Genomic DNA, 23,861 nt, shown 5'->3' with positions numbered 1-23,861 from the left:
TTGTTGCGGCGCAACATGGTTAGGCGCAAGAATGGCGGCAATGATTACAGCCGCTTTGCACCACCTCACCCGCTATCGTTACAGCCGCCCGATCCGGCTTGGCCCGCAAGTGGTGCGGCTGCGCCCGGCGCCGCACAGCCGCACGGCGGTGCCCAACTACTCCTTGAAGATCTCGCCGGCCAACCACTTCCTCAATTGGCAGCAGGACCCGCACGGCAACTGGCTGGCGCGAATCGTGTTTCCCGATCCGGTCGATCACTTCTCGATCGAGGTCGATCTGCTCGCCGACCTGGCGGTGCTCAACCCGTTCGATTTCTTCGTCGAGCCCGATGCCGAGGAGATGCCCTGCCTCTACGACGCGGCGCTGAAGGACGAACTCGAACCCTATTACGAGCTGGAACATCACGGCCCGCTGTTCGATGCGATGGTGCAGGAATTCACCGGGCGCACCGGCCGCACGATCGATTTCCTGGTCGCGCTCAACCACGCGCTCGAACAGCGCATTTCCTATGTGATCCGCATGGAACCGGGCGTGCAGCCGCCCGAGGACACGCTGAGCCTGGGTTCCGGATCGTGCCGCGACAGCGCCTGGCTGCAAGTGCAATTGCTGCGCGCGCTGGGTTTCGCCTCGCGCTTCGTCTCGGGCTACCTGATCCAGATGAAGTCCGACGTGACCCCGCGCGAAGGGCCCAAGGGGCCGGAAGCGGACTTCACCGATCTTCATGCGTGGACCGAAGTGTACCTGCCCGGCGCGGGCTGGGTCGGGCTCGATCCCACCTCCGGCCTGTTCGCCGACGAGGGTCATATCCCGCTCGCCGCGACGCCGCATTACCGCTCGGCCGCGCCGATCTCGGGCAATGCCGAACCCGCCGAGGTCGATTTCCACTTCGAGATGAGCGTCGCGCGGATCGCCGAAGCCGTCCGCATCACCGCGCCGTTCACCGAAGGCCGCTGGGCCGGGCTGATGGCCTTGGGCGACAAGGTCGATGCCGATCTCGTGGCGCAGGATGTGCGGCTGACGATGGGCGGCGAGCCGACCTTCATCGCCGATGGCGATTTCGATGCCGATGAATGGAACGGCGGCGCGGTCGGCCCGACCAAGGCCAGTTATGCCGACAAGCTGATCCGCCGCTTGCGCGACAAGTTCGCGCCCGGATCGCTGCTCCACCACGGCCAGGGCAAATGGTATCCGGGCGAAAGCCTGCCGCGCTGGGGTTATGCGCTGTACTGGCGCAACGACGGGGTGCCGGTCTGGCGCGATGCCAGCCTGATCGCGGCCGATCCGGTGCCGGGCAAAGTGGCGGAAGCCACGCTCGACGCCAGCGTTGCGGCTGAATTCCTCGACAAGACCGCGCACCTGCTCGGCATCGACGGCGAGTTCGTCCAGCCGGTGTACGAAGATGCGGTGACGTGGATCGTCAAGGAGGCCGACCTTCCCGAGAATACCTCGCCGTTCGATCCCGCTCTCGATGATCCCGAAACGCGCGCGCGTTTCATGCGCACGTTCCAGCGCGGGCTGTCGAAGCCGGTCGGCTATGTGCTGCCGGTGCAGCGGTGGAATTCGGCGCCGAGCAAGGCCTCGCGCTGGAAAAGCGAAAAATGGCAAGTGCGGCGCGGCGCGCTGTTCGCGGTGCCGGGCGATTCGGCGCTGGGCTACCGGCTGCCGCTGGGCTCGCTGCCATTCGTGCCGCCCTCGGATTATCCATACATCCACCCGCGCGACAGCACCGAACCGCGCGAGCCGTTGAGCGATTATCGCACTCAGGCGGTCGAAGCCGGGCACCAGGTGCGTGAGGCAGAAGTCGAGAAGGCTGGGGTCGAAAAAGAACAGCGTTCGGTTTCGGTCGAAGGCCCCGATGGCGCGGCGCAGGATCGGGTCGAGCAGCGCATCATCGAGGGCGCGGTGCGGACCGCGATCGCGGTCGAGCCGCACGACGGCTACCTGTCGGTGTTCATCCCGCCGGTCGAGGCGTTCGAGGACTGGCTCGAACTGATCGCCGCCGTGGAACGCATGGCCGAGGAAGCGCGGATTCCGGTGCGGATCGAGGGCTACCCTCCCCCGCCCGATCCGCGCATGGTGCTGCTCAAGATCACCCCCGATCCGGGCGTGATCGAGGTCAACATCCAGCCCGCGCATTCGTGGCGCGAAGCGGTGAATATCACCGAGACGCTTTACGCCGAAGCCTTCGAACTGAGGCTGACCGCCGACAAGTTCATGGTCGACGGGCGCTCGATCGGCACCGGTGGGGGCAACCACATCGTGCTGGGCGGGGGCAAGCTGCTCGATTCGCCGTTCATACGCCGCGCGGACCTGCTCAAGAGCTTCGTGATCTACTGGCAGCGGCATCCGTCGCTGAGCTACTTGTTCTCGGGGCTGTTCATCGGCCCGACGAGCCAGGCGCCGCGGATCGACGAAGCGCGGCACGACAGCCTCTACGAGCTGGAAATCGCGCTCAGCCAGGTGCCGACCAATGGCGAGCACGTCGCGCCGTGGGTGGTCGATCGGCTGTTCCGCAACCTGCTGGTGGACGTGACCGGCAACACCCACCGCACCGAAATCTGCATCGACAAGCTGTTCAGCCCCGACGGGCCGACCGGGCGGCTCGGCCTCGTCGAATTCCGCGGGTTCGAGATGCCACCGGACGCGCGGATGTCGCTCGCCCAGCAACTGCTGTTGCGCGCGATGACCGCGATGTTCTGGGCCAAGCCGCTTTCGGGTGGACTGGTCCGCTGGGGCACCGCGCTCCACGACCGCTTCATGCTGCCGCAGTTCGTGTGGGCCGATTTCCTCGGCGTGCTCGATGACTTGCGCGCGGCGGGCTATGATTTCGACCCGGTGTGGTTCGAGGCGCAGCGGCAGTTCCGTTTCCCGATCCACGGCAATGTCGAGGGCGGCGGGGTCACGCTGGAAATCAGCCACGCGCTCGAACCGTGGAACGTGCTGGGTGAAACCGGCGCGATCGGCGGGACGGTTCGCTATGTCGACAGCTCGACCGAACGCTTGCAGGTGCGTGCGACGGGGCTCGTCCCCGGCCGTCATGTAATCGCGTGCAACGGCCGGCGGGTTCCGCTCACCTCAACCGGCGTGCCCGGTGAAGGCGTCGGCGGGGTGCGATATAAAGCGTGGGGCGCGGCCAATTGCCTGCACCCGATGATGAAAGCCCACGCGCCGCTCACGTTCGACATTCTCGACACCTGGAACGATCGATCGCTGGGCGGATGCGTCTATCATGTGGCGCATCCGGGCGGACGATCCTATGACGTGGTCCCGGTCAATGCTTTCGAGGCCGAATCGCGGCGCAAGGCGCGGTTCGTCGCCTTTGGCCATTCCCCGGGGTCGCAGGTGATCCCGCCAGACGAGATCGCCAGGGAGTTTCCGATGACGCTCGATCTGAGGCGCACGGTTTGAAGTGGGGGCTTCGTGAGGGGGTTTGCAAGCATCGACGGCGCGTTGAGCGCTGAAGCGGCAGGGGTTGACCTCTGACCGCCGCAGCATCCTTGCTTGAACGCTTCGCGGGCGGCTTCGACCAGTACCAGGCCGAAGCCGGAACCGGCGACCTGTTCCGTTCGGCCAGTCCGTCTGTCACCGACAAGTGGCAGGCGATGGCGAGCGGGCTGGCCGCGCTGTCGGGAGGCAAGGCGGGATCGATCCAGGACCAGCTCGGGCGGCAGATCCAGGATCTGGGCATGACCTTCCGCATGGCCAAGGACGAGGAGGAGCGCGCATGGCCGCTCAGCCCGCTGCCGCTGATCATCGGCGCCGAGGAATGGGCTGGGATCGAACGCGGCCTGATCCAGCGCGCCGAACTGCTCGAACACGTTGCCGCCGATATCTACGGCGCACAAACGCTGATCAGCGGCGGCCACCTGCCCGCTGCGGTGGTAGCCGGCAGCCGCTATTTTGCACGCAAGATGGTGGGCGTTCCCCCGCGTGAGGACCATTACATCCACGTCTATGCGGTCGATCTGGCGCGGGGCCCGCGCGGGCAATGGCGCGTGCTGGCCGACCGGCTGCGGCTGGCGACGGGCATCGGCCACGCGTTGGAAAACCGGCTGGCGCTGTCGCGCGCGACGGGATCGTTGCTGTCGGACATCAACGTGCGGCGGCTGGCCGAATTCTTCGCACAGATGCGGGCCGGTATTGCGCGCGATTGCCTGCGCGACACCCCGCGAATCGCGCTGCTGACCGCGGGGCACTACAACCAGTCGTACCCCGAACAGGCGCATCTGGCGCGGTATCTGGGGTTTCCGCTGGTCGAAGGACGCGACCTTACCGTCAGCGACGGACGGCTTTACGTGCGCACGATCGCCGGACCCAAGCGCATCGATGCGCTGTGGCGCTGGATCGCGACCGACGCGCTCGATCCGCTGAACTTCGATTCGCGCTCTGCCATCGGCGTGCCCGACGTGTTCGACGCGTTTTCGCAAGGCGCGCTGGAAGTGGCCAACTGGCCGGGCGTGGAAGTGCTCGAATCGACCGCGTTTGCGGCGTTCATGCCAAGGCTGTGCCGGGTCGCACTGGGCCAGGAACCGCTCCTGCCCAACATCGCCACCTGGTGGTGCGGCCAGCGCGGCGAGGCCGAGGAGGTGCGCCGCCGCTTCGATGAACTGGTGATCACCCCCGCACACGGCGCGCCGGTCGAAGGCATCGACGGCACCAACCCGATGACCGCCGCCGTGGTCGGCGCCGAACTGTCCGGTGCGGCGCGCGAACGCCTGTTCGAAGCAATGGCGCGGCGGCCGATGGACTATTGCGGGCAGGAAATCGTCCACCTTTCGACCACGCCGGCGATGATCGGCGAGCAGATCGTGCCGCGTCCCTTCACCCTGCGCGCATTTGTGGCGCGCGGGGCGGACGGGATGTGGCAAGTGATGCCCGGCGGGTTCGGGCGGCTTTCGTCCACCGGCGAATTGCGCACCTCGCTGATGGGCGAAGGCGATCTTTCGGCCGATGTCTGCGTGGTCGACGATCGCGAACTGGCGCATCACCGCACCACCACGCTGGGCGACAGCCCGCCGATCCGGCGTGGCGGCGGCATCCTTTCCAGCCAGGCGGCGGACAACCTCTACTGGTTCGGCCGTTACAACGAACGCGCCGAAGTGACCGTGCGTGTGCTGCGCGCGCTGCTGGGCCAGTCGCTCGATGTCGACAACGGTTCGGGCAACGATCCCGCGGTCAAGAAACGGCTGGTGCAACTGCTGGTGACGTGGGGCGCGATTTCGGCGCGAACCGCGCGGGCGAAAGTGCCCGAAATCTGCGCGAGCGCGATGTCCGATCTCAAGCTGCCCGGCGGCGTGGCAGCACTGGTCCGCAACAGCCAGCGCGTGGGCCTCTCGCTGCGCGATCGGTTCGCGCGCGATTTCTGGCGGATCGTGAGCCGGCCGATGGCCGATACCCGGCCCGAGGATGCGCGCGCCACGCTCAAGCTGGCCAAGGACCTGCTCGAACATTTCAACGCGCTGGCCGGGCTGGTTTCGGAGAACATGGTGCGCAGCCCGGCGTGGTGCTTCCTCGATACCGGGCGGCGGATCGAACGCGCGCTGTCGATCTGCCGGATCGCGCGGCAACTGCTGGGCAGTGCGAGTGCCGGAAACGCCGGTCCCGATGCGCTCAACGTGCTGCTGGATCTGTGCGACAGCCAGATCGTCTATCGCTCGCGCTACCTGACCGGGCCGTGGCGCGATCCGGTGCTCGATCTGGTGTTGCTCGATCCCGACAATCCGCGCAGCCTGGTGTTCCAGGTGCAATGCATCGAAGCGCACATCGCCGCGCTGCCCGCGCTGATCGAGGACAACGTGCCCGAACGCCCGCTGCGCGAAGCCCGCGCCGTGCTCGCGCCGCTGCGGAGCATGACCGCCGACACCTTCGACGAAGCGCAATTGCGCGAAGTCGAAACCCGGCTTCTGTCGCTGTCCGATGCGATTTCGGCGCGATACTTTCTGCAATTCGAGAAGGCCGAAACCGACGCGACGCCGAGCTTTTTGGCATGATCTATGATGTCAGCCATCGCACTACGGTGACTTACGCGACGGTTGTTCGGCTTGCGCGGTTCAACTTGCGGCTCAAACCCGCGGTGTGGCCGGGGCAGGTCTTGCGTGACTACACAATGGAAGTGATCCCCCGCCCCGCCTCGGTGCGCGAGGAAGCGGGGCCATATGTGGTCAACCGCAGCCGGCTGACGCTGAAGGAACCGATTTCTACGCTTACCATCGAAAGCCGCTTTCGTGTCGAAGTGCAGGAGGCGCCGATCGTTCAGGGCGGCTTGTTCGAGGGTCGGCTCTACGCAGGCGGGGCAGGCGGCGGGCCGACCGTGCGCCAGATTCGCAACGAAGCGCTGACCGGCCGCGACCTTTCGGCCACCTGCCCGGCAAGCTACTTATACCCCTCGCGGATCGCGGCGATGTCGCCCGAAATCGGCGTGTGGGCGCGGCCGTTCCTGGCCGACGATGCACCGATCGTGGACGCCGGCACCGCCTTGATGCGCGCGATCTTCGAGCAGTTCAAATACGATAAGGACGCCACCAAGACCGACACCCCGCCCGCACAGGCTTTCGCCAAGAAGCGCGGGGTGTGCCAGGATTTTGCGCATATCATGGTCATCGCCGCGCGCGCGCACGGTATTCCGGCGGCTTACGTCAGCGGCTATCTGCGCACGCTCCCTCCCCCCGGAAAGCCGCGGCTGATCGGTGCCGACGCGATGCACGCGTGGACCGCGCTGTGGTGCGGGCCGACGCTGGGCTGGATCGGCTTCGACCCCACCAACAACAAACTGGCCAACACCGACTACATCTTCATCGGCATGGGCCGCGATTACGGCGACGTTTCGCCGCTCGACGGCGTGTTCCACGGCGGCGCCGGGCAGACGATGCGCGTGGCGGTCGATGTGATGCCGCTGGAGGTTACGCCGAGTTAGCGCGGACTGGGTAGCACCGTTCAACCGAGACCTTAGATGATCACGAATGTCCAACACTCTGCAATATCTTCAAATGGGGGTAACGGTGAATTGAGTGTCTCCGACGATATTCAGCGATTTGACCATCATAAAAACGCGTTTGGCTTTTTACGGTTTTTGTTTGCCTCCTTGGTCATTTGCTCCCATGTGCCAGAAATTGTCGACGGTAATTCGAGTAGAGAGATTCTCAGCTCTATTTTCGGCACCATATCCTTTGGCGAACTTGCTGTTGACGGCTTTTTTATTATCAGCGGCTTTTTGATATCCGCGAGTTTTGTCAATAATTCTAATGCTAAACGCTTCTTGTTGAAGCGAGTGGCCCGGATTTATCCTGGGTTCCTTGTTTCAAGCTTGATATGCTTGACAGCCGTGGCGGCGATGGGCGGCGCAATTTTCAAGAATGTGCCTGCTCTGGCTTATCATGCGGCAATCAATGGAATTCTGCTGCGTTCGCCAGAAAATTTCGGCGCGTTTGCTGGCTCAAACTATCCAGAACTCAATGGCGCGATGTGGACAATTGCATACGAGTTCAGATGCTATGTTCTGGCATGCATACTCGGTCTTGCCGGGATGATTGACCGGAAAAATTTCCTCGCATTTCTGGCGACTATCTGTCTTGTCGGGATGCATTTCGTGACGTCTGATTTGAACGTCAGGCTAAATTCTTGGCATCTGTATAGTGGGGTATGGCTAGGCGATGCCCCAAAGGCATTGAGGTTGACCGGCATGTTTCTCGCGGGAGCGACTTTTCGCGCCAAGCAAGATGACCTGAGTTTTCGACCGAGCCGGACGGTCATTTGCGGGTTGATGCTTTTTGGCCTGCTTTTTTCGCGATATACGGCGAACTTTGGTGTCGCGATTTTTGGCGCATATCTCATTTTTGGTATCGCCAAAAATGGTCGTGGCTCATTTATTGAACGTATAAATAATAAAAACGACATTTCTTACGGTGTCTATTTGTACGCTTGGCCAATAGAAAAGCTCTTGATCGCCAATGGATGGGGTCATTCGTTGCTTGCCCTGGGTTTAATGACGTGGCTGACGTCTATTTTCGCAGGTGCGGCTAGCTGGTTCCTGGTAGAGCGCCCGGTTATGACGTTGCTCAGATCGAGAAATGGTTGATACGGATGTAGCCCCGCTCGACGGCGTGTTCCACGGCGGCGCCGGGCAGACGATGCGCGTGGCGGTCGATGTGATGCCGCTGGAGGTTACGCCAAGTTAGGCCCCTATTTCAGCACCGTTTCGGCATCGACCAGCTTCACGTCGGACATCATGTCGAGGTAGGCATCGTAATAGGGCTTGTGCGACGATCCGACCACGTTGAGCACGCGCGTGCCGGGGTGGTTGCCGAAGGCGGCGCGGATGTTCGAGACCATGCGCAAGTTGCGCACCTCCCACCAGGCGAAATAGGCGCGGCCGTATTGTTCGGGCGAAGGCGTGGTCATTGCGCGGCGGTGGTCGATCGTGATGTATTCGCGCTGCGCGGCGGGCTGGTTGATGAAACGATAGTACGCCAGCAAGTCGACGCCCGACTTCATCGCCGCGCTCATCCGGCGGTCTTCGTCGAGCAGTGGCGATTTCGCGCCGGTCCAGAACTTCTGCATATAGGGATCGAAGCCCGGCCCGGCTTCGGCCTGCACGTGATCGGCGGTGTGATCGTCCACGGCGTACACTCGCTGGTGCCCCAGCCGGGCCGCCAGCACCACCGCAACGTCGTAAGTTTCATTCAGCTTCTTGGGCGAGCGGGTCAGGATCTTGAGCAGCGCCGCGTCGATCCCGTCGCCGATCTTGCGATCGGCCAGCGGCAGTTGCAGCCATTGGACATAGGCCGATGGACGATCGCCGCCCGCGATGAACACCGCGGCCAGGTGCCGGCGCTGCGCCGAACTGGGCCTGGCGGGCCAGGTCAGGAACGTCTTGTCGATTTCGGCCAGCGCCGCCGGGATGGTCAGCCCCGTGGCCTTTTCGGCATCGTCGGTCGGCCAGCAATACGTATCGAACATGTCGGGATACCGGGCGGGATAGCGTTTCAGCGTATCACATTGCTCACCCGAGATGCCCTCGTGCGTGATCACGTCGGGTTTGAACGCGGCCAACTTGTCGAGCAGCGGCGCCAGCATTTCCGGCGTGACGGCGTTGTCCAACTGGCTGAGATGCGTACTGCCCAGGGTCAGCACTTGCGTCGGCAGGCCGGCCTGCGCACCTTTCCATTCGCGCGGATCGAAAGCGGGGGTTTTTGCAGAGGCCGCGGAGGGAGACAGCAGGACTAGGGCGGCAGAAGCGGCAGAAACGAATAAGCGCATGTGGTCTCCTTCAATCGCCCGTGTATTGCGCAGCTAACACACTTAGGCAAGCGCGCATTTCGTCAATTGACTCGGGGTGAAAAGCGGCGCGAGGTGATGGGGCCTGCGGGATCGGGCATCGGGCAATATCGAGGGAATCCTGGAATGGAATACATGGTGCTGTTCGTATTCGTGGTCGTCGCCTTCGTGGCGTTGGGGGCGTTCTTCGGGTTCTTCTTCACCGTACAGACCGCCGAAGTCGCGATCGTGACGCGCTTCGGCAAGTTCGAGCGCACGTGCGGGCCGGGGCTCAACTTCAAGATCCCGTTCATCGAGGCGGTGGCGGGCAAAGTCAGCCTGCGGGTCAACCAGATCGCGCTGACGATGGAAACGAAAACGCGCGACAACGTGTTCGTGACCATCCCGATTTCGGTGCAGACGCGCGTGAAGCCGGAGAAGGTGTTCGAGGCTTATTACAGCCTCAGCGATCCGGTCGCGCAGATCCAGTCTTACGTCGAACAGGTCGTGCTCGGCCACGTGCCGGGGATGACGCTCGACGAAGTTTTCGCCAGCCAGTCGAGCATTGCGGCGGCGGTGAAGAAGGAACTCGACGTCGATATGTCCGATTTCGGCTACGAGATCGTCAACGTGCTCGTCACCGACATCGTGCCCGACGCCAAGGTGAAAAGCGCGATGAACGACATCAACGCCGCGCAGCGCGAACAAGTCGCCGCCAACGCGCGCGGCGAGGCGGAAAAGATCCTGGTGGTCAAAAAGGCCGAAGCCGAGGCCGAAAGCAAGGCGCTCCAGGGCCAGGGCATTGCCAACCAGCGCCGCGCGATCATCGAAGGGCTGTCGAGCTCGATCGAGGATTTCCAGAAGGCGCTGGGCAGCCCGTCAGCCACCGAAGTGATGCAGCTGGTGCTGGTGACGCAGTATTTCGACACGCTGAAATCGATCGGCGAGACCGACCGCACCAACACGCTGTTCCTGTCGCACACCCCCGGCGCGGTGCAGTCGATCTCCGACGATATTTTGCAAGCGCTGACCGCAGTTCAGGGGAATGCCAAGCGGTGATCACCACGTCCGTTCGTCCTGAGCTTGTCGAAGGACTGTTCTTTCTCGAGCGCCGCAAACAAAAGCAGCCCTTCGACAAGCTCAGGGCGAACGGCGTTGGTGGTAGGGCCTAAACCACTCCGCCCCCCAGTGCCTTGACCAGCGCCACCGCCGCCTGCACCCGCCGGGTCTGCACCTGGATCAGCGCGCGCTCGGCGGTCAGCGCGTCGGTTTGCGCGGTGACGACCTCGAGGTAGTTCGAGGCGCCGTCGCGGTAGCGGATATAGGCCAGCGAACTGGTGCGCGCGGCGGCGTCTGCGGCGCTTTGTTGATCGGCAGCCTGCGTGGCCAGAAGGCGTTGCGCGGCGATCGCGTCTTCGGCCTGGCGGAAGGCGGTGAGCACGGTGTCGCGGTAAGTGGCCGCAAGCTGATCGTATTCGTCGCGCGAGATGCGAACTTGCGCGGCGCGGCGGCCGCCGTCGAACACGGTCAGCGCGGCGAGCGCCGGGCCAAACGCCCAGAACGCGCTCGGTGCGGCGATCAGCGCGGCGCCAGTGGTTTCGAACCCGCCCGATGCGCCCAGCGTGATCGTGGGGAAGAAGGCAGCGCGCGCCACCCCGATGCGCGCGTTGGCGGCTGCAATCCTGCGTTCGGCCGCCGCGACGTCGGGCCGGCGTTCAAGCACGGCCGAGGGCACGCCTGAGCCGATCAGCGGGATCGACAGCGGCTCGACCCGCGGCGGGACGGCGAAAGCGCTGGCCAGTTCGCCGGTCAGCGCGGCCAGTTCATGCTCGGTCGCGGCGCGGGTCTGCGCCACCGCGGATATCTGCGCGCGCGCATTGCCCAGCACGGTCTGCGCGCGGTTGACGTCGACACCCGAGGCGATCCCCCCATCGTGGCGCTTGCGGGTGAGGTCATAAGCCTTGGCGTAGGCCTCGACGGTCTGGTGCAGGAGCGCGGCTTCGGCGTCGAGCCCGCGCAAACGCGCATAAGCATCGGCCACGGCGGTTTGCAGGCTGAGGTGCGCCGAGCCGAGGTCGGCCTGGCTGGCTTGCGCTTCGGCGCGGGCCGAGGCCACGCGTGATCGAATGCGGCCCCACAAGTCGAGCTCGTAGCTCAGCCCGCCGCCGATGCGGACGTCATTGTATTGCGGCGCGCTGCCGATGCTTTGCGGGCGATCGGCGGACAGGTGGTTGTAGCTTTCGCTGGCGGATAGGCCGGCTTGCGGAAGCTGGTCTGCGCGCGTGGCGCGAGTGGCGGCGAGCGAGGCATCGTAGCGAGCCAAGGCAGCGGCAAGCGTGGGGCTGGCCTTTTCGGCGCGGGCTTCGAGATCGTCGAGCACGGGATCGTGGAACGCGGTCCACCATGGCCCGCGCGGGTCGACATCGCGCGGCTTCGCGCTGGTCCACCCGCTGACGTCAAGGCCGGCGGGGGTGGCGGACGCTTCCTTGAACACTGGCGGAGTGGCGGTTTCGGGCGCGTGATAAGCGGGCGCAAGCGTGCATCCGGCCAGCGCGCTGACCGCGCCCGCAACCGCCAACCGCTTCAAGCGATCAATGCGCATGCGCGGCGCTCTTGCCCTCAGCCGCCTGGACGCTCACACGCAGGCCCGTGTGCGCCGAATCCGGCGGGTTATCGATCACCCGGTCGCTCGGTCTGATCCCGCCGCCCACCACCACGCGCGCGCCCTCATCGCGGACAATGGTGATCGGCCGCACGGTGACCATGCCCTGCTGATCGACCAGCGCCACGCTCGGCCCCCCGCTGCCGTAGAGAAGCGCGCTGCCCGGCAGGCTGAGGCTGCTGCCCGCATCGGGCGGCAGCGTGAATGTCACTTGCGCGAAGGCGCCGGGCTTGAGCGCGCCGTCAAGATTGGCGGATTCGAGCATGACCAGCACCGCGCCCGATTGCGCATCGACCGCGCCGGCGCTGCGCGTCAGCGTCGCCGGGAAGGTCTTGCCCGGATATTCGGGCAGCGTCAGCGTGGCCGACAAGCCCGGGTGCAATTGCGCCGAATAGCTTTGCGGCACGCGCACATAGATCCGCATGCGCTGGGTCGATGACACGGTGAACAGCGGTTGCGCCGCGGCGTTGCCCGAAACCACCAGCGCGCCGGTCTGTGCCGAACGGCTGGTGACCACGCCCGCAAAGGGCGCGGTGATGCGGGTGAAGCCCTGAAGCGCCCGCAGCCGCCGCACGTTGGCCAGGCTGGCGTTGGCCAGCGCCGATTTGGCCGCCAGATCGCCCGCCTTCTCATCGGCTTCCTGCTGCGACACCGCATCCTGCTTGAGCATCGACGACCAGCGCTTCGCGGTCGTGCCCGAAAGCCGCTGGTTGGCCAGCGCGGTCTGGTAATCGGCTTGCGCTTGCGCCAGTTGCTGATCGACCTCGGGCGCATCGAGCACCGCGAGCACTTGCCCGGCGCGGACATGATCGCCGATATCGGCCAGCCGTTCGCGCACGTAACCGGTGGTGCGTGCGTAGATCGAGGCGCTGCTGAACGCCTGGACATTGCCCGGTAGGGACAGTGCGCCGCCGGCCCCGCCCGGCTTGGGCAAAATCACCGAGACGGTGGGAATCGATGCTTCGGCGGCAATATCGCGCAACCGGCTGGTGGCGCTGATCCGCTCGGCGGTGCCGACCACCACGATCAGCAGCGCCACCGCCGCCGCGCCCAGCCCCACGCGCTTGAGTGTGCGACTGCTTGGGCCAGACGGGATCATTTCGGTTTCGCTCGGGATGTGGTCAGGCATGGCTGGGAACGGGCTCTGGAAGGAGTTCGGTGGTGGTGACGCGGCGCGGATGGCGGTGAAACAGGCTGAACACCGTCGGCACGAAAAACAGCGTGGCGATCGTGGCGAACACCAGCCCGCCGATCACCGCGCGGCCGAGCGGGGCGTTCTGTTCGCCGCCCTCGCCCAGCCCCAGCGCCATCGGTGCCATGCCGATGATCATCGCCAGCGCGGTCATCAGCACGGGGCGAAACCGCACTTGCCCCGCACGCAAGGCGGCGGCGCGGGCATCGCCCAGGTCGACCAGTTGCTCGCGCGCGAAGGCGATCACCAGGATGGCGTTGGCGGTGGCCACGCCCATGCACATGATCGCGCCGGTCAGCGCAGGAACCGACAGCGTGGTGCCCGTCACGAACAGCATCCACACGATCCCCGCCAGCGCGGCGGGCAGCGCGGTGACGATCACGAACGGATCGACCCACGACTGGAAATTGACCACGATCAGCAGGTAGATCAGCACCACCGCCGCCACGATGCCCAGGCCCAGCCCGGTGAAGGCGGTCCGCATCGTTTCGTACTGGCCGCGGATGGTGACGGTCACGCCCTTGGGCGGCTTGACCGCCTTGATCGCCGATTGCACATCGCCCGCTACGGCGCCGAGATCGCGGCCTTGCGTGCCTGCGTAGATGTCGATCACCGGCTGGATGTTGTAATGCGACGTGACCGGGATGGTGCTGGTGCGTGCGAGCCGCGCCAGTCCGCCCAACGTTTGCACCGGGGTGCCGCTGGCGCCCGAAATCGGCACGCCGGCAAGTCCGCCCAAGCTGTCGACGGTATATTCGGGGGCTTGCGCGACCACACCGTATTGCACGCCGTTTTCGGGGTTCACGTAGAACACCGGCGCGGTCTGCGACGTGCCGGCGAGCGAGGTGGCGAGGCTGGCGGTGACGTCGCGCTCGGTCAGACCATACTGGCCGATGCGCGCGCGATCGACCACCACGCTGAGCTCAGGCGCGCTCGCGGGCTGCTGGATGCGGGTGTCGGCGATGCCCGGAATACCGGCCATTCGCATGGCCAGCGCCTGCGCATAGCCGCGCGCGGCGGTGAGGTCCTTGCCGCTGACTTGTACGTCGATTGGCGCCGGCGCGCCGAAGTTGAGGATCTGGCTGGTGATGTCTGCGGGCAGGAACGCGAAGGTGGTGCCGGGAAAATTCCGGCCGAGTTGGAGGCGCAAGGCGCTCACCACTTGCTCGGTCGGGCGGTGGCCGGGCTTGAGCGTGATCAGCACGTCACCGTCCTGCGGCCCGATCGCGCCGCTGTTGGCATAGACCGCGTTGATCGAACTGACCGGCAAGCCGATGTTGTCGGTGATCGAGGCCAGTTCGGCCGGCGGCACGATCTGCCGCACCGCCGCACCGATGCGATCGAACTGCGCCGACGTTTCCTCGATGCGCGAACCCGATGGCGCGCGGACGTGCATCGCGATCTGGCCCGAATCGACCGCCGGGAAAAAGTTGCTGCCCAGCAACGGCACTAGCCCGAACGACAGCACGATGACGGCGGTGAATCCCAGCACGAACGGCCGCCGGGCGTGGAGCGCGCGGTGGAGCAGCCCGACATAGCCGTTGCGGACTGCCTCGAAACGCCGTTCGAACTCCCGCTGGAAGCGTTGGATCAAGTTGGGCCGGGTCTGCACCGCACGTGCATCGTGCGCGCGCAGCAGGTACATCGCCATCGTCGGCACCAGCGTGCGCGACAGCACGAACGAGGCGATCATCGCGAACACCACCGCCAGCGCCATCGGCACGAACAGAAACCCCGCCACGCCCGGCAGGAAGAACATCGGCACGAACACGATGCAGATGCACAGCAGCGACACGAATGCCGGGGTCACGATCTGCGCGGCGCCGTCCATGATCGCGGTGAGCACCGGCTTGCCCTGTTCGAGGTGCCATTCGATGCTTTCGATCGTGACCGTGGCATCATCGACCAGGATGCCCACCGCCAGCGCCAGCCCGCCCAGCGTCATCACGTTCAGCGTCTGCCCGAACGCGGCGAGCGCGGCGATCGCGGCCAGCACGGCCAGCGGGATCGAGACCGCGATGATCACGGTCGATCGCCACGATCCCAGGAACAGCAGGATCATCAGGCTGGTCAGCGCCGCGGCGATCGCACCTTCGCGCACCACGCCCGACACCGCCGCCTTCACGAAGATCGACTGATCGCCCACCGGCAGCACGCGCAAGTTGGGCGGCAGGTTTTCGAGCACTCTGGGCAGCGCCTGCTTGACCCCCTCGACGATCGACAGCGTAGAGGTCGCGCCGTTTTTCAGCACCGTCATCAGCACCGAACGACGCCCTTCCACGTGGACCACGTTGGTTTGCGGCGCGCTGCCATCGTGGACGAAGGCCACGTCGCGCATCAGGATCGTGGCGCCGTTGACGACCTTGATCGGCAAGTCGTTGAGCCCCGCGATCGAATCGGGCGCGTTGTTGAGCCGCACCGAGTACTGCGTCGGCCCGATCTTGACGAAGCCGGCCGGGTTGATCTGGTTCTGCGCAGCGATCGCATTGGCCACGTCCTGCGCCGAAAGCCCTTTCGATTGCAGCGCCAACGGGTTGAGATCGACCTGGACGTTCCGCTGCCGCCCGCCCGATGGGTAAGGGATCGCAATGCCCGGGATCGTCACCAGCGGCGAACGGACCTGGTTGACCGCAAGGTCGAACAACTGCTGTTCGGACAAGCCCTTGCCCGACAGCGCCAGTTGCAGGATCGGCACGGTCGAGGCGTTGTAATTGAGGATCAGCGGCGGGGTCACGCCCGGCGGCATCTGGCGCAGCACGGTCTGCGAGGCCGAGGTAACTTGCGACGTGGCGATGCGGATATCGGTGCCGGGCTGGAAGAAGATCTTGATGATGCCGATGCCCTGCAAGGACTGGCTCTCGATATGTTCGATATCGTTGACGGTGGTGGTGAGCATCCGTTCGTGATTGGTCACGATGCGCGACGACATGTCGGCCGGCGAAAGCCCCGAATACTGCCAGGCCACCGCGATCACCGGGATGCGGATATCGGGAAAGATATCGACCGGCGTGCGCAATGCGGCGATCGTGCCGGCAATCGCGATCACGATTGACATGACGATGAACGTCAAGGGCCGGGTCAGCGCGACGCGCACGATCTGGATCATTGCACTGGCTGGATCATTGCGCGACCTGGATCATCAAGCGAATGGACTCCTGCGGGCGGCGAACGCCTGATAGGGGCGGGCGCATCTCGCGACCGGGATGGTCTGTTGCCTCTCCAGTGGTTTGTCGCAAGTTGGACAGTCTGGCGGCATGGCGCCGCGAGCCGACCCACGTACCGTCTTGAATCAAGCCATGAACGTGGGGAATGGTTTCATCAATACCAATCTGGCGCCGTGACATTTTGATACGGTTTCGGATTGCGCCGCCGTTGCATCGGCCACCGGGCCGCCTGCACCCTGCAAGCAGTTGCGTTGCGCCGCCGCCCCGGCCAAAAGGCCAGGCATGGGCGGACAGAACGAAATGGCGGGGCCGGTTTTCGATCTCGCGGTGATTGGCGGCGGGGTCAACGGTTGCGGCATTGCGCGCGACAGTGCCGGGCGTGGGGCGAAAGTGCTGTTGCTGGAGGCGGGCGATCTGGCGCGAGGCACGTCCTCGGCTTCGACCAAGCTGATCCACGGCGGATTGCGCTATCTGGAGCATTACGAATTTGCGCTGGTGCGCGAATCGCTGACCGAGCGCGAGACGCTGTGGGCCATCGCGCCGCACCTGATCTGGCCGCTGCGCTTCGTGCTGCCTTATGCGCAAGGCCTGCGCCCGCGCTGGCTGTTGCGGCTGGGGCTGTTCCTTTACGACCACATCGGCGGCCGCAAGAAACTGCCGGCGACGCAGACGGTACAACTGGCCAATCATCCGGCGGGAGTGCCACTCAAGCCCGATTTCAGCACCGGCTTCGTCTATTCGGACTGCTGGGTAGACGATGCGCGGCTGGTCGCGCTCAACGCGCGCGATGCGGCGGACCGGGGCGCCGAAGTGCGCACGCGTTGCCCGGTGACGGCACTGGCGCGAGACGGTGACGGCTGGAGGATAACTACGCCGCAAGGCGTGTTCCGGGCCTGGGCGGTGGTCAATGCTGCCGGGCCGGCGGTGCTCGACCTACTCGGCCGCGCGGGCGAAAAAACCGCCTACGGCATGCGGCTGGTGCGCGGATCACACATCGTGGTGCGCAAGTTGTACGACCATTCTTTCGCCTATTTCTTCCAGCTTGCCGACGGGCGGATCTTCTTTGCAATCCCTTACGAGCAGGATTTCACGCTGATCGGCACGACCGATCGCGACCACCAGCCGGGTGATAGAATCGAAGCCAGCGCGGAGGAAATTGCCTATTTGTGCGAAGGCGCGAGCGGTTATTTCAAACAGCCGATCACTCCTGCCGACGTGGTGTGGACCTATTCGGGGGTGCGGCCCCTCCTTGCTGACGGATCGGGCAAGCCCGAGGCGGCGACGCGCGGGTACAAGCTCGACCTTTCACCATCGGCCGAAGGCGCCCCGCTGCTGTCGGTGTTCGGGGGCAAGATCACCACCTACCGCCACCTGGCGCAGGAAGCGGTCGAGCTGATGGCGACCCGCCTGCCCGCATTGTCCGGCCCGGCCTGGACCGCGGGCAAGGCGCTGCCGGGCGGCGATTTTGCAACTGACGGCGCGGCCGGGCTGACCGCTGCCTTGACCAAGCACTATCCGTTCCTCGAACCCGCCTGGACAGTGCGCTTGGTGCGGGCTTACGGCACCGATGCCCCAACGATCCTGGGCGACGCAAAAACGCTGGCCGAATGCGGCGAACACTTCGGCCACGGCCTTACCGAGCGCGAGGTGCGGCATATGGTTGCGCGCGAATGGGCGCAGACCGCCGAAGACGTGCTGTGGCGCCGCTCTAAGCTGGGGCTGCGCTTCTCGGCGGACGAGGCGGCAGGGCTCGAACAATGGCTGATCCGGCAGCACAACAGTGCGCTGGCCAGTGGAAGTTTGGGGGCGACTGGAGCGGTGGGGGCAAACGCAGCGTGACCGACAAGTATCTGCTGGTGCTCGACGAGGGCACCACTTCGACCCGTGCAATGCTTTATGCGCCCGACGGTACGCTGGGGGCATCGGCGCAGCAGGCGCTCGAACAATTCTATCCGCGGCCGGGCTGGGTCGAGCACGATCCGCACGAAATTCTCGACAAGACTTTGGCCTGTGCGCGCGAAGTGATCGCCAAGGCGGGCGGGCCTGAACGGATTGCCGGGATCGGTGTGACCAACCAGCGCGAAACCGTGGTGGCGTGGGACAAGACAACCGGCCGCGCTCTGGGCGCTGACAGTCCTCGGGCAATCGTATGGCAGGACCGCCGCACCGCCACCTTCTGCGACGCCTTGCGCGATGCCGGCCACGAACCCGCGTTGCAGGCGAAGACCGGGTTGCTGCTCGATCCGTACTTTTCAGGGTCCAAGATGCGCTGGATGCTCGATCACGTACCGGGCGCGCGCGAACTGGGTGATAACCTCGCGTTCGGCACGATCGAGACCTGGCTGGTGTGGCACATGACCGGCGGGCTCCACGTCAGCGATGTCAGCAACGCCAGCCGCACCTGCCTGTTCGCGCTCGACGGCAAGGACTGGGACCCCGATCTGCTCGACCTGTTCGGCGTGCCCCGCGCTGCGTTGGGCAAGATCGTCGCCAGCGCTGGCGCCATCGGTGAGACTCGCGCCGACGTGTTCGGCGCCCCCATTCCCATCACCGGCCTGGCGGGTGACCAGCAGGCGGCCACCATCGGCCAGGGCTGCCTGTCGCCGGGCGAGACCAAGGCCACTTTCGGCACCGGCGCGTTTATCCTCACCAACATGGGCGGCACGCTGCCCCGCTCGACCAACCGCCTGCTCGGCACGGTGTTGTGCGAAGTGGCGGGGGTGCGGCAATATGCGCTTGAAGGATCGGTATTCGCAGCGGGCAGCCTGATCAAGTGGCTGCGCGACAACCTGGGCATGGTCATCACCGCAGGTGAAAGCGAAACGCTGGCGCGCGCGGTGCCCGACAGCGGCGGCGTCACGTTCATTCCCGCGCTTTCGGGTCTGGGTGCTCCGCATTGGCGGCCCAATGCCACGGGCAGCATCGCCGGGCTGACGTTCTCGGTGACCCGCGCGCACGTGGTCCGCGCCGCGCTCGAATCGATGGCGCACCAGTGCCACGACCTGAAGCAGGCCTTCGACGCCGATGGGGCCGACTGGCAATTGCTGCGGATCGACGGCGGGATGAGCGGCAACGACTGGCTGGCACAGGACCTGGCCGACATGCTCGAAGTGACGGTCGAGCGCCCGGTCGATGTGGAGACGACCGCTCGCGGGGCGGCGATGCTGGCGGCAGTCGGGGCGCGCCTGTACCCGTCGCTGGAGGCGGCCAAGGCAATGCTGCCGGAGGTCGAATGCTTCGATGCCGCGCTCGATGGCCATTTGCGCGAGGCGCGGCTGGCGGCCTGGCACGGCGCGTTGAAGGCCGCTCTGGCCTGAAAAATTTTGCTGCCGAAAGCGGCTGGTGGAACCCAAATTCAGCCTGCGCATTTCGTCTGCGTGAGCCAAACGGCTCGATACGCAGGAGAAAATCGATGAGCGGTATCGGAGACAAGATCAAGGGTGCGACCAATTCGGCCATCGGCAAGACCAAGGAAGCGATCGGCAAGGAAACCGGCGATGCCAGCCTGGCCGCGAAGGGCGCCGTACAGGACGCCAAGGGCAAGGCGCAGACCGCCGCAGGCAAGATCAAGGATGCGCTCGATTGATTTGAATTGAGGCGGCTGCCCACCCCGATCGCGCTTGCGAGGGGTGGGCAGAGCTTGGCGTTTTACACGACCTGCCGCCTGTCTCGATGAAATTCGTGGATGGCGGGCGCAAGTCGATGCCGCCGCGGTTCACCCCTCACAGGATCGCTCGGGCTGTACACCGGTTCGCCGGTGCACCTCCTGAAGCCCCAATGGGCATGTCACGCGATCGTTCAGCCGCTTGGCAAGGCGGAATACAGAACATATAGTGAATCGATGCAGCCAGCTTCGCTCTCGGACCGACTCGCCATTCTTGCCGATGCGGCGAAGTACGATGCCTCGTGCGCCTCGTCCGGCACCGACAAACGCACCAGCAAGCGCGGCGAAAAGGGGCTAGGCTCCACCACCGGCATGGGCATTTGCCATGCTTATGCGCCCGATGGCCGATGCATCTCGCTGCTCAAGATCCTGCTGACCAACCACTGCGTGTTCGATTGCCATTATTGCATCAACCGCAAGAGTTCGAACGTGCAACGCGCGAAGTTCACGCCGCAGGAAGTGGTCGATCTCACGCTCAATTTCTATCGGCGCAACTATATTGAGGGGCTGTTCCTGTCGTCGGGCATCGTGCGTTCGCCCGATCACACCATGGAGCAGATCGTCGAAGTGGCGCGAATTCTGCGCGAGGAACACCAGTTTCGCGGCTATATCCATCTCAAGACCATCCCCGAGGCCGATCCCGAAATCGTCGAGCGAGCGGGGCTCTATGCCGATCGGGTTTCGATCAACGTCGAATTGCCGACGCTGGCGGGGCTGACCCGCCTCGCGCCAGACAAGAACGAAGGCCGCATCGAAGGCGCGATGGAGGGCATCAAGGACGCAATCGTCGAGGCCAGGGATGCGCGCAAGCATTTCAAATCGGCGCCCCGGTTTGCGCCGGGCGGGCAATCGACGCAGATGATCGTGGGCGCCGATGCCGCCAGCGATTGCGACATCGTCGGCCGCGCGAGCCATCTTTACGATCGCTTCGGCTTGCGCCGCGTCTATTATTCGGCGTTCAGCCCGATTCCCGATGCCAGCGCGGTATTGCCGCTTAAGCGGCCGCCCTTGATGCGCGAACACCGGCTTTATCAGTCCGATTGGCTGATGCGCTTCTACGGATTCAGCACGCACGAAGTACAGCAGGCAGCGGGCGATGACGGCATGTTGCCGCTCGATATCGACCCCAAGCTCGCCTGGGCACTACGGTTCCGAGATCGGTTCCCGGTCGACGTCAACCGCGCCCCGCGCGAACTGCTGCTGCGCGTGCCGGGCCTGGGCGTGCGCGCGGTCAAGTCGCTGCTCGCGGCACGGCGTCAGCGCACGCTGCGGCTGGAGGACGTGGCGCGGCTGACCGTCAGCATTGCCAAGTTGCGCCCGTTCATCGTGACTGCCGATTGGCGGCCGACGTTGCTAACCGACCGCGCCGATCTCAAGGCGCTGGTGGCGCCGCCGCAGGTGCAGCTCGAACTGTTCGCGGCATGACCGCGATGCAGCATGTGAGACCGGGTGCGTGGTATCATGTCGCGCTGCCCGAGGCCGATGATTTCGGCACCTGGCGCGATCAGGCGCGGCGTCTGGTTCAGGCCGAAGTGCCACCCGATCGCGTGACATGGAGCACGCCCGACGGCGGCGACGGCTCGCTGTTCGGTGCGGGCCCGGGCGCCGAGAAGCGGCTGCCCTCACCCCGCCCCGAAGCGCCGCAAGTGCGCGCTAGCCGGGCGTTTCTCGCGCTTGCCGGCAAGGCCGTGCTGCACAGCGATCCCGAACGGTTCGCGCTGCTGTACCGCTTGCTTTGGCGCTTGCAGACGCGTCCGCAATTGCTCGACGATGCGGCCGATGCCGATGTGCTCAAGCTCGAAGGGCTGGCTCGCGTGGTGCGGCGCGACATCCACAAGATGCGCGCGTTCGTGCGGTTTCGCTCGGTGATAGAGCCGGATGGCAGCGAACGCTTCGTCGCCTGGTTCGAACCTTCGCACCATATCCTGCGCGCCAACGCGCGGTTCTTTGTCGACCGGTTCGCGTCGATGCGCTGGTCGATCCTGACCCCGCGCGGATCGCTGCACTGGGATGGCGAAGTGCTGTCCGAAGGCCCGCCCGCACAGCGCAGCGATGCGCCAGACGGCGATCCGGCCGAGGATCTGTGGCGGCGTTACTATGCCAGCACGTTCAATCCGGCGCGGCTCAAGATCGGCGCGATGCTCAAGGAAATGCCGCGCAAGTATTGGAAAAACATGCCCGAAGCCGCGCTGATCCCGGCGCTGGTCGCGGGTGCGCAGGCGCGGGAGGCGGCGATGGTCAGTGCGGGCGAAAATCGGTTCGAAGGATCGGGCCGGCCGGACAGCCTGGCCGAAGTAGCAATGCAGATCGGCACATGCACGCGCTGCGCGATCGGCTGCAACGGCACCCGCGCGGTGGCCGGCGAAGGGCCCGAGCGGCCTGCCCTGATGATCGTTGGCGAACAGCCCGGCGATACCGAAGAAACCGAGGGCCGCCCGTTCGTCGGCCCGGCGGGGCAGTTGCTCGACCGCTACCTCGGCCCGGCCGGGATCGATCGCGGCGCGGCTTATGTCACCAACGCAGTAAAGCATTTCAAGTTCGAACAAAGTGGCAAGAGGCGGCTGCACAAGACCCCCACCGCTGGCGAAATCGACATTTGCCGGTGGTGGCTCGAAGCCGAAACCGCACTGGTCAAACCGCGGCACGTGCTGGCGCTGGGCGCGAGTGCGGCGCGCGCATTGCTCGGTCGCTCCCCCTCGATCGCGCGCGAACGGGGCAAACCGATCGATCTGGGGCAAAGCCGGCAAGGCTGGATCACCGTCCATCCCAGCTATCTGCTGCGCCTGTCCGACGGCGCGCGCGAGCTTGAAGCCGAACGATTTGCGGCCGACCTGGCGCTGGTGGCGGATGCGATGCGCCAATCGCCCTGATGCATTACGCTCTGATACAAGATATATCTTGAATGATTTCCGAAACGATTTATCTGGCTCTCCATGCAAGATGCAAAGGAGAAACCAGCAGTGCATTTCCACAACACCAACAAGCGTGGGCGCTTCGCCCATGAGGCCATTCGCGGCCTTTTCGGCCACCGCCACGGGCACGGACCTTTCGGGGGCGGCGGCTTCGGGCCGGGCGGCGATCATGAAAGAGGCCCGGGCGGCTTTGGTCCCGGCGGCCGGCGCGGCAAGCGCTTTTCGGGCGACGAGCTTCGGCTCATGGTCCTGGCGCTGCTCGCCGAAGGGCCGCAACACGGCTACCAGCTGATCCGCGCCTTCACCGAGAAGAGCGGCGAGGCTTACGCGCCCAGCCCCGGCGTGCTTTACCCGCTGCTGTCGCTGCTTGCCGACATGGGCCTGGCCGAGGAAATTGAAGGCGGTGGCGCACGGCGCAGCTTCGCGCTGACCGACGCCGGCAAAGCCGAGATCGAGGCGAAAAAGACCGCGATCGAAGCCGCCTTCGCCCGGCTTGCGGCGATGGCCGAACATGCCAGCCGTACCGACGCCGCCCCCGTCCGCCGCGCAATGATGAACTTGCGTATCGCCACCGTGCAGCGCCTGACCCGCGAAGGCGGCGACAACGAACTCGCGCTCAAGATCGCCAAGCTGCTCGACGATGCAGCCCAAGCGATCGAGCGGCTTTGAAACGAAACACGAGAATGCCCACCAGCACCGCAACCGTGCCGACAGAGCGCGCCAGCCGCTACCTCCAGCAATTGTGCAAGCACTGGAGCCACAAATTCGCCGTCACCTTCGATGAATCGCATGGCGAAATCCCGCTGCCGCTCGGCACGGCGGTGCTCGATGCGGGGGCGGACGCGCTCACCGTCGCATGCACCGCGCCCGAGGGCGGCGACTTGGCGCGATTGCAGCAAGTCGTCGCCGATCACCTCGATCGCTTTGCTTTCCGCGAAGCGCCGCTGCCGTTCGATTGGAAGCTTGCCTGACGCGCCAAGCGGCTGGCAAATCCACGTAGCCCGGTGCAGGGTG

The 23,861-nt window shown here is 65.2% G+C and carries 16 protein-coding genes; 12 read left to right on the top strand and 4 right to left on the bottom strand.

Translation table 11 applies throughout. The features are described 5' to 3' along the window. The first annotated feature begins 40 nt into the window (after positions 1 to 40). From Q0R16_RS06150 to Q0R16_RS06135, 4 genes are all read left to right on the top strand, one after another. Positions 41 to 3,409 carry a DUF2126 domain-containing protein gene (locus tag Q0R16_RS06150; RefSeq protein WP_295633610.1) on the top strand — a complete coding sequence of 1,123 codons (3,369 nt, stop codon included), beginning with the start codon at positions 41 to 43 and terminating at the stop codon, positions 3,407 to 3,409. A gap of 89 nt (positions 3,410 to 3,498) precedes the next feature. Continuing rightward, positions 3,499 to 5,991: a circularly permuted type 2 ATP-grasp protein gene (locus tag Q0R16_RS06145; RefSeq protein ID WP_366857222.1), complete on the top strand. Its 2,493-nt coding sequence runs from the start codon at positions 3,499 to 3,501 to the stop codon at positions 5,989 to 5,991. Further along, entirely contained in the window at positions 5,988 to 6,914 is a 927-nt protein-coding gene (locus tag Q0R16_RS06140; protein WP_295633606.1) for a transglutaminase family protein, read from the top strand. Before Q0R16_RS06145 ends, Q0R16_RS06140 begins: the two co-directional genes overlap by 4 nt. Before the next feature lie 36 nt (positions 6,915 to 6,950). Beyond that, a complete protein-coding gene (locus Q0R16_RS06135; protein WP_295633604.1) occupies positions 6,951 to 8,075 on the top strand; it encodes an acyltransferase in 1,125 nt (374 codons plus the stop codon). Between the two features lie 104 nt (positions 8,076 to 8,179). On the opposite strand, the gene Q0R16_RS06130 is transcribed toward Q0R16_RS06135, so the two are convergent. Beyond that, positions 8,180 to 9,256 (bottom strand): DUF5694 domain-containing protein, encoded by a 1,077-nt coding sequence (locus Q0R16_RS06130; protein ID WP_295633600.1) that lies wholly within the window; start codon positions 9,254 to 9,256, stop codon positions 8,180 to 8,182. A 144-nt stretch (positions 9,257 to 9,400) separates the two neighbouring features. On the opposite strand from Q0R16_RS06130, the gene Q0R16_RS06125 reads away from it, so the two are divergent. After that, positions 9,401 to 10,312, top strand: coding sequence for an SPFH domain-containing protein (locus tag Q0R16_RS06125; protein ID WP_295633598.1), 912 nt, complete (start codon positions 9,401 to 9,403; stop codon positions 10,310 to 10,312). Between the two features lie 109 nt (positions 10,313 to 10,421). On the opposite strand, the gene Q0R16_RS06120 is transcribed toward Q0R16_RS06125, so the two are convergent. From Q0R16_RS06120 to Q0R16_RS06110, 3 genes are read right to left on the bottom strand one after another with little or no spacing between them, the layout of a single operon-like run. Further along, on the bottom strand, positions 10,422 to 11,855 hold the full coding sequence (locus tag Q0R16_RS06120; RefSeq protein ID WP_295633595.1) for an efflux transporter outer membrane subunit: 1,434 nt from the start codon (positions 11,853 to 11,855) through the stop codon (positions 10,422 to 10,424). Continuing rightward, on the bottom strand, positions 11,845 to 13,044 hold the full coding sequence (locus tag Q0R16_RS06115) for an efflux RND transporter periplasmic adaptor subunit (RefSeq protein ID WP_295633592.1): 1,200 nt from the start codon (positions 13,042 to 13,044) through the stop codon (positions 11,845 to 11,847). Before Q0R16_RS06115 ends, Q0R16_RS06120 begins: the two co-directional genes overlap by 11 nt. After that, the gene (locus tag Q0R16_RS06110) at positions 13,037 to 16,213 is read right to left on the bottom strand and encodes an efflux RND transporter permease subunit (RefSeq protein WP_295633589.1); all 3,177 of its coding nucleotides are present in this window, start codon (positions 16,211 to 16,213) and stop codon (positions 13,037 to 13,039) included. The genes Q0R16_RS06115 and Q0R16_RS06110 overlap by 8 nt, the downstream gene beginning before the upstream one ends. A gap of 340 nt (positions 16,214 to 16,553) precedes the next feature. Between Q0R16_RS06110 and Q0R16_RS06105 the strand changes: the two genes are divergently transcribed. The 7 genes from Q0R16_RS06105 (at position 16,554) to Q0R16_RS06075 (ending at position 23,818) form a co-directional block, all read left to right on the top strand. After that, positions 16,554 to 18,110, top strand: a complete 1,557-nt coding sequence (locus Q0R16_RS06105) for a glycerol-3-phosphate dehydrogenase (RefSeq protein WP_295633586.1) — start codon at positions 16,554 to 16,556, stop codon at positions 18,108 to 18,110. Further along, a complete protein-coding gene (locus Q0R16_RS06100; protein WP_295633583.1) occupies positions 18,107 to 19,588 on the top strand; it encodes a glycerol kinase in 1,482 nt (493 codons plus the stop codon). Before Q0R16_RS06105 ends, Q0R16_RS06100 begins: the two co-directional genes overlap by 4 nt. 95 nt (positions 19,589 to 19,683) lie before the next feature. Then, the gene (locus Q0R16_RS06095) at positions 19,684 to 19,857 is read left to right on the top strand and encodes a CsbD family protein (protein WP_295633580.1); all 174 of its coding nucleotides are present in this window, start codon (positions 19,684 to 19,686) and stop codon (positions 19,855 to 19,857) included. A 255-nt stretch (positions 19,858 to 20,112) separates the two neighbouring features. Continuing rightward, the gene (locus Q0R16_RS06090) at positions 20,113 to 21,360 is read left to right on the top strand and encodes a putative DNA modification/repair radical SAM protein (RefSeq protein ID WP_295633576.1); all 1,248 of its coding nucleotides are present in this window, start codon (positions 20,113 to 20,115) and stop codon (positions 21,358 to 21,360) included. Continuing rightward, positions 21,357 to 22,805 carry a UdgX family uracil-DNA binding protein gene (locus Q0R16_RS06085; protein ID WP_295633572.1) on the top strand — a complete coding sequence of 483 codons (1,449 nt, stop codon included), beginning with the start codon at positions 21,357 to 21,359 and terminating at the stop codon, positions 22,803 to 22,805. The genes Q0R16_RS06090 and Q0R16_RS06085 overlap by 4 nt, the downstream gene beginning before the upstream one ends. 63 nt (positions 22,806 to 22,868) lie before the next feature. Continuing rightward, positions 22,869 to 23,516 carry a PadR family transcriptional regulator gene (locus Q0R16_RS06080; protein WP_295633569.1) on the top strand — a complete coding sequence of 216 codons (648 nt, stop codon included), beginning with the start codon at positions 22,869 to 22,871 and terminating at the stop codon, positions 23,514 to 23,516. A 14-nt stretch (positions 23,517 to 23,530) separates the two neighbouring features. Continuing rightward, on the top strand, positions 23,531 to 23,818 hold the full coding sequence (locus Q0R16_RS06075) for a DUF2218 domain-containing protein (protein ID WP_295633567.1): 288 nt from the start codon (positions 23,531 to 23,533) through the stop codon (positions 23,816 to 23,818). The last annotated feature ends 43 nt before the right edge of the window (positions 23,819 to 23,861 follow it).

Source organism: Novosphingobium sp. (genome assembly GCF_025351285.1).
Taxonomy (GTDB): Bacteria; Pseudomonadota; Alphaproteobacteria; order Sphingomonadales; family Sphingomonadaceae; genus Novosphingobium.
Note: the sequence above shows the minus strand (reverse complement) of the source record. Positions and strands in the feature narration are given on the sequence as shown.

Excerpts from the sequence above, each read along its gene's own strand:
- Q0R16_RS06075 (WP_295633567.1), top strand. The coding sequence starts at position 23,531 with ATGCCCACCAGCACCGCAACCGTGCCGACAGAGCGCGCCAGCCGCTAC.
- Q0R16_RS06080 (WP_295633569.1), top strand. The coding sequence starts at position 22,869 with ATGCAAGATGCAAAGGAGAAACCAGCAGTGCATTTCCACAACACCAAC.
- Q0R16_RS06135 (WP_295633604.1), top strand. The coding sequence starts at position 6,951 with ATGATCACGAATGTCCAACACTCTGCAATATCTTCAAATGGGGGTAAC.
- Q0R16_RS06140 (WP_295633606.1), top strand. The coding sequence starts at position 5,988 with ATGATCTATGATGTCAGCCATCGCACTACGGTGACTTACGCGACGGTT.
- Q0R16_RS06150 (WP_295633610.1), top strand. The coding sequence starts at position 41 with ATGATTACAGCCGCTTTGCACCACCTCACCCGCTATCGTTACAGCCGC.
- Q0R16_RS06105 (WP_295633586.1), top strand. The coding sequence starts at position 16,554 with ATGGGCGGACAGAACGAAATGGCGGGGCCGGTTTTCGATCTCGCGGTG.
- Q0R16_RS06090 (WP_295633576.1), top strand. The coding sequence starts at position 20,113 with ATGCAGCCAGCTTCGCTCTCGGACCGACTCGCCATTCTTGCCGATGCG.
- Q0R16_RS06095 (WP_295633580.1), top strand. The coding sequence starts at position 19,684 with ATGAGCGGTATCGGAGACAAGATCAAGGGTGCGACCAATTCGGCCATC.
- Q0R16_RS06110 (WP_295633589.1), bottom strand. The coding sequence starts at position 16,213 with ATGATCCAGATCGTGCGCGTCGCGCTGACCCGGCCCTTGACGTTCATC.
- Q0R16_RS06120 (WP_295633595.1), bottom strand. The coding sequence starts at position 11,855 with ATGCGCATTGATCGCTTGAAGCGGTTGGCGGTTGCGGGCGCGGTCAGC.
- Q0R16_RS06130 (WP_295633600.1), bottom strand. The coding sequence starts at position 9,256 with ATGCGCTTATTCGTTTCTGCCGCTTCTGCCGCCCTAGTCCTGCTGTCT.
- Q0R16_RS06115 (WP_295633592.1), bottom strand. The coding sequence starts at position 13,044 with ATGCCTGACCACATCCCGAGCGAAACCGAAATGATCCCGTCTGGCCCA.
- Q0R16_RS06085 (WP_295633572.1), top strand. The coding sequence starts at position 21,357 with ATGACCGCGATGCAGCATGTGAGACCGGGTGCGTGGTATCATGTCGCG.
- Q0R16_RS06125 (WP_295633598.1), top strand. The coding sequence starts at position 9,401 with ATGGAATACATGGTGCTGTTCGTATTCGTGGTCGTCGCCTTCGTGGCG.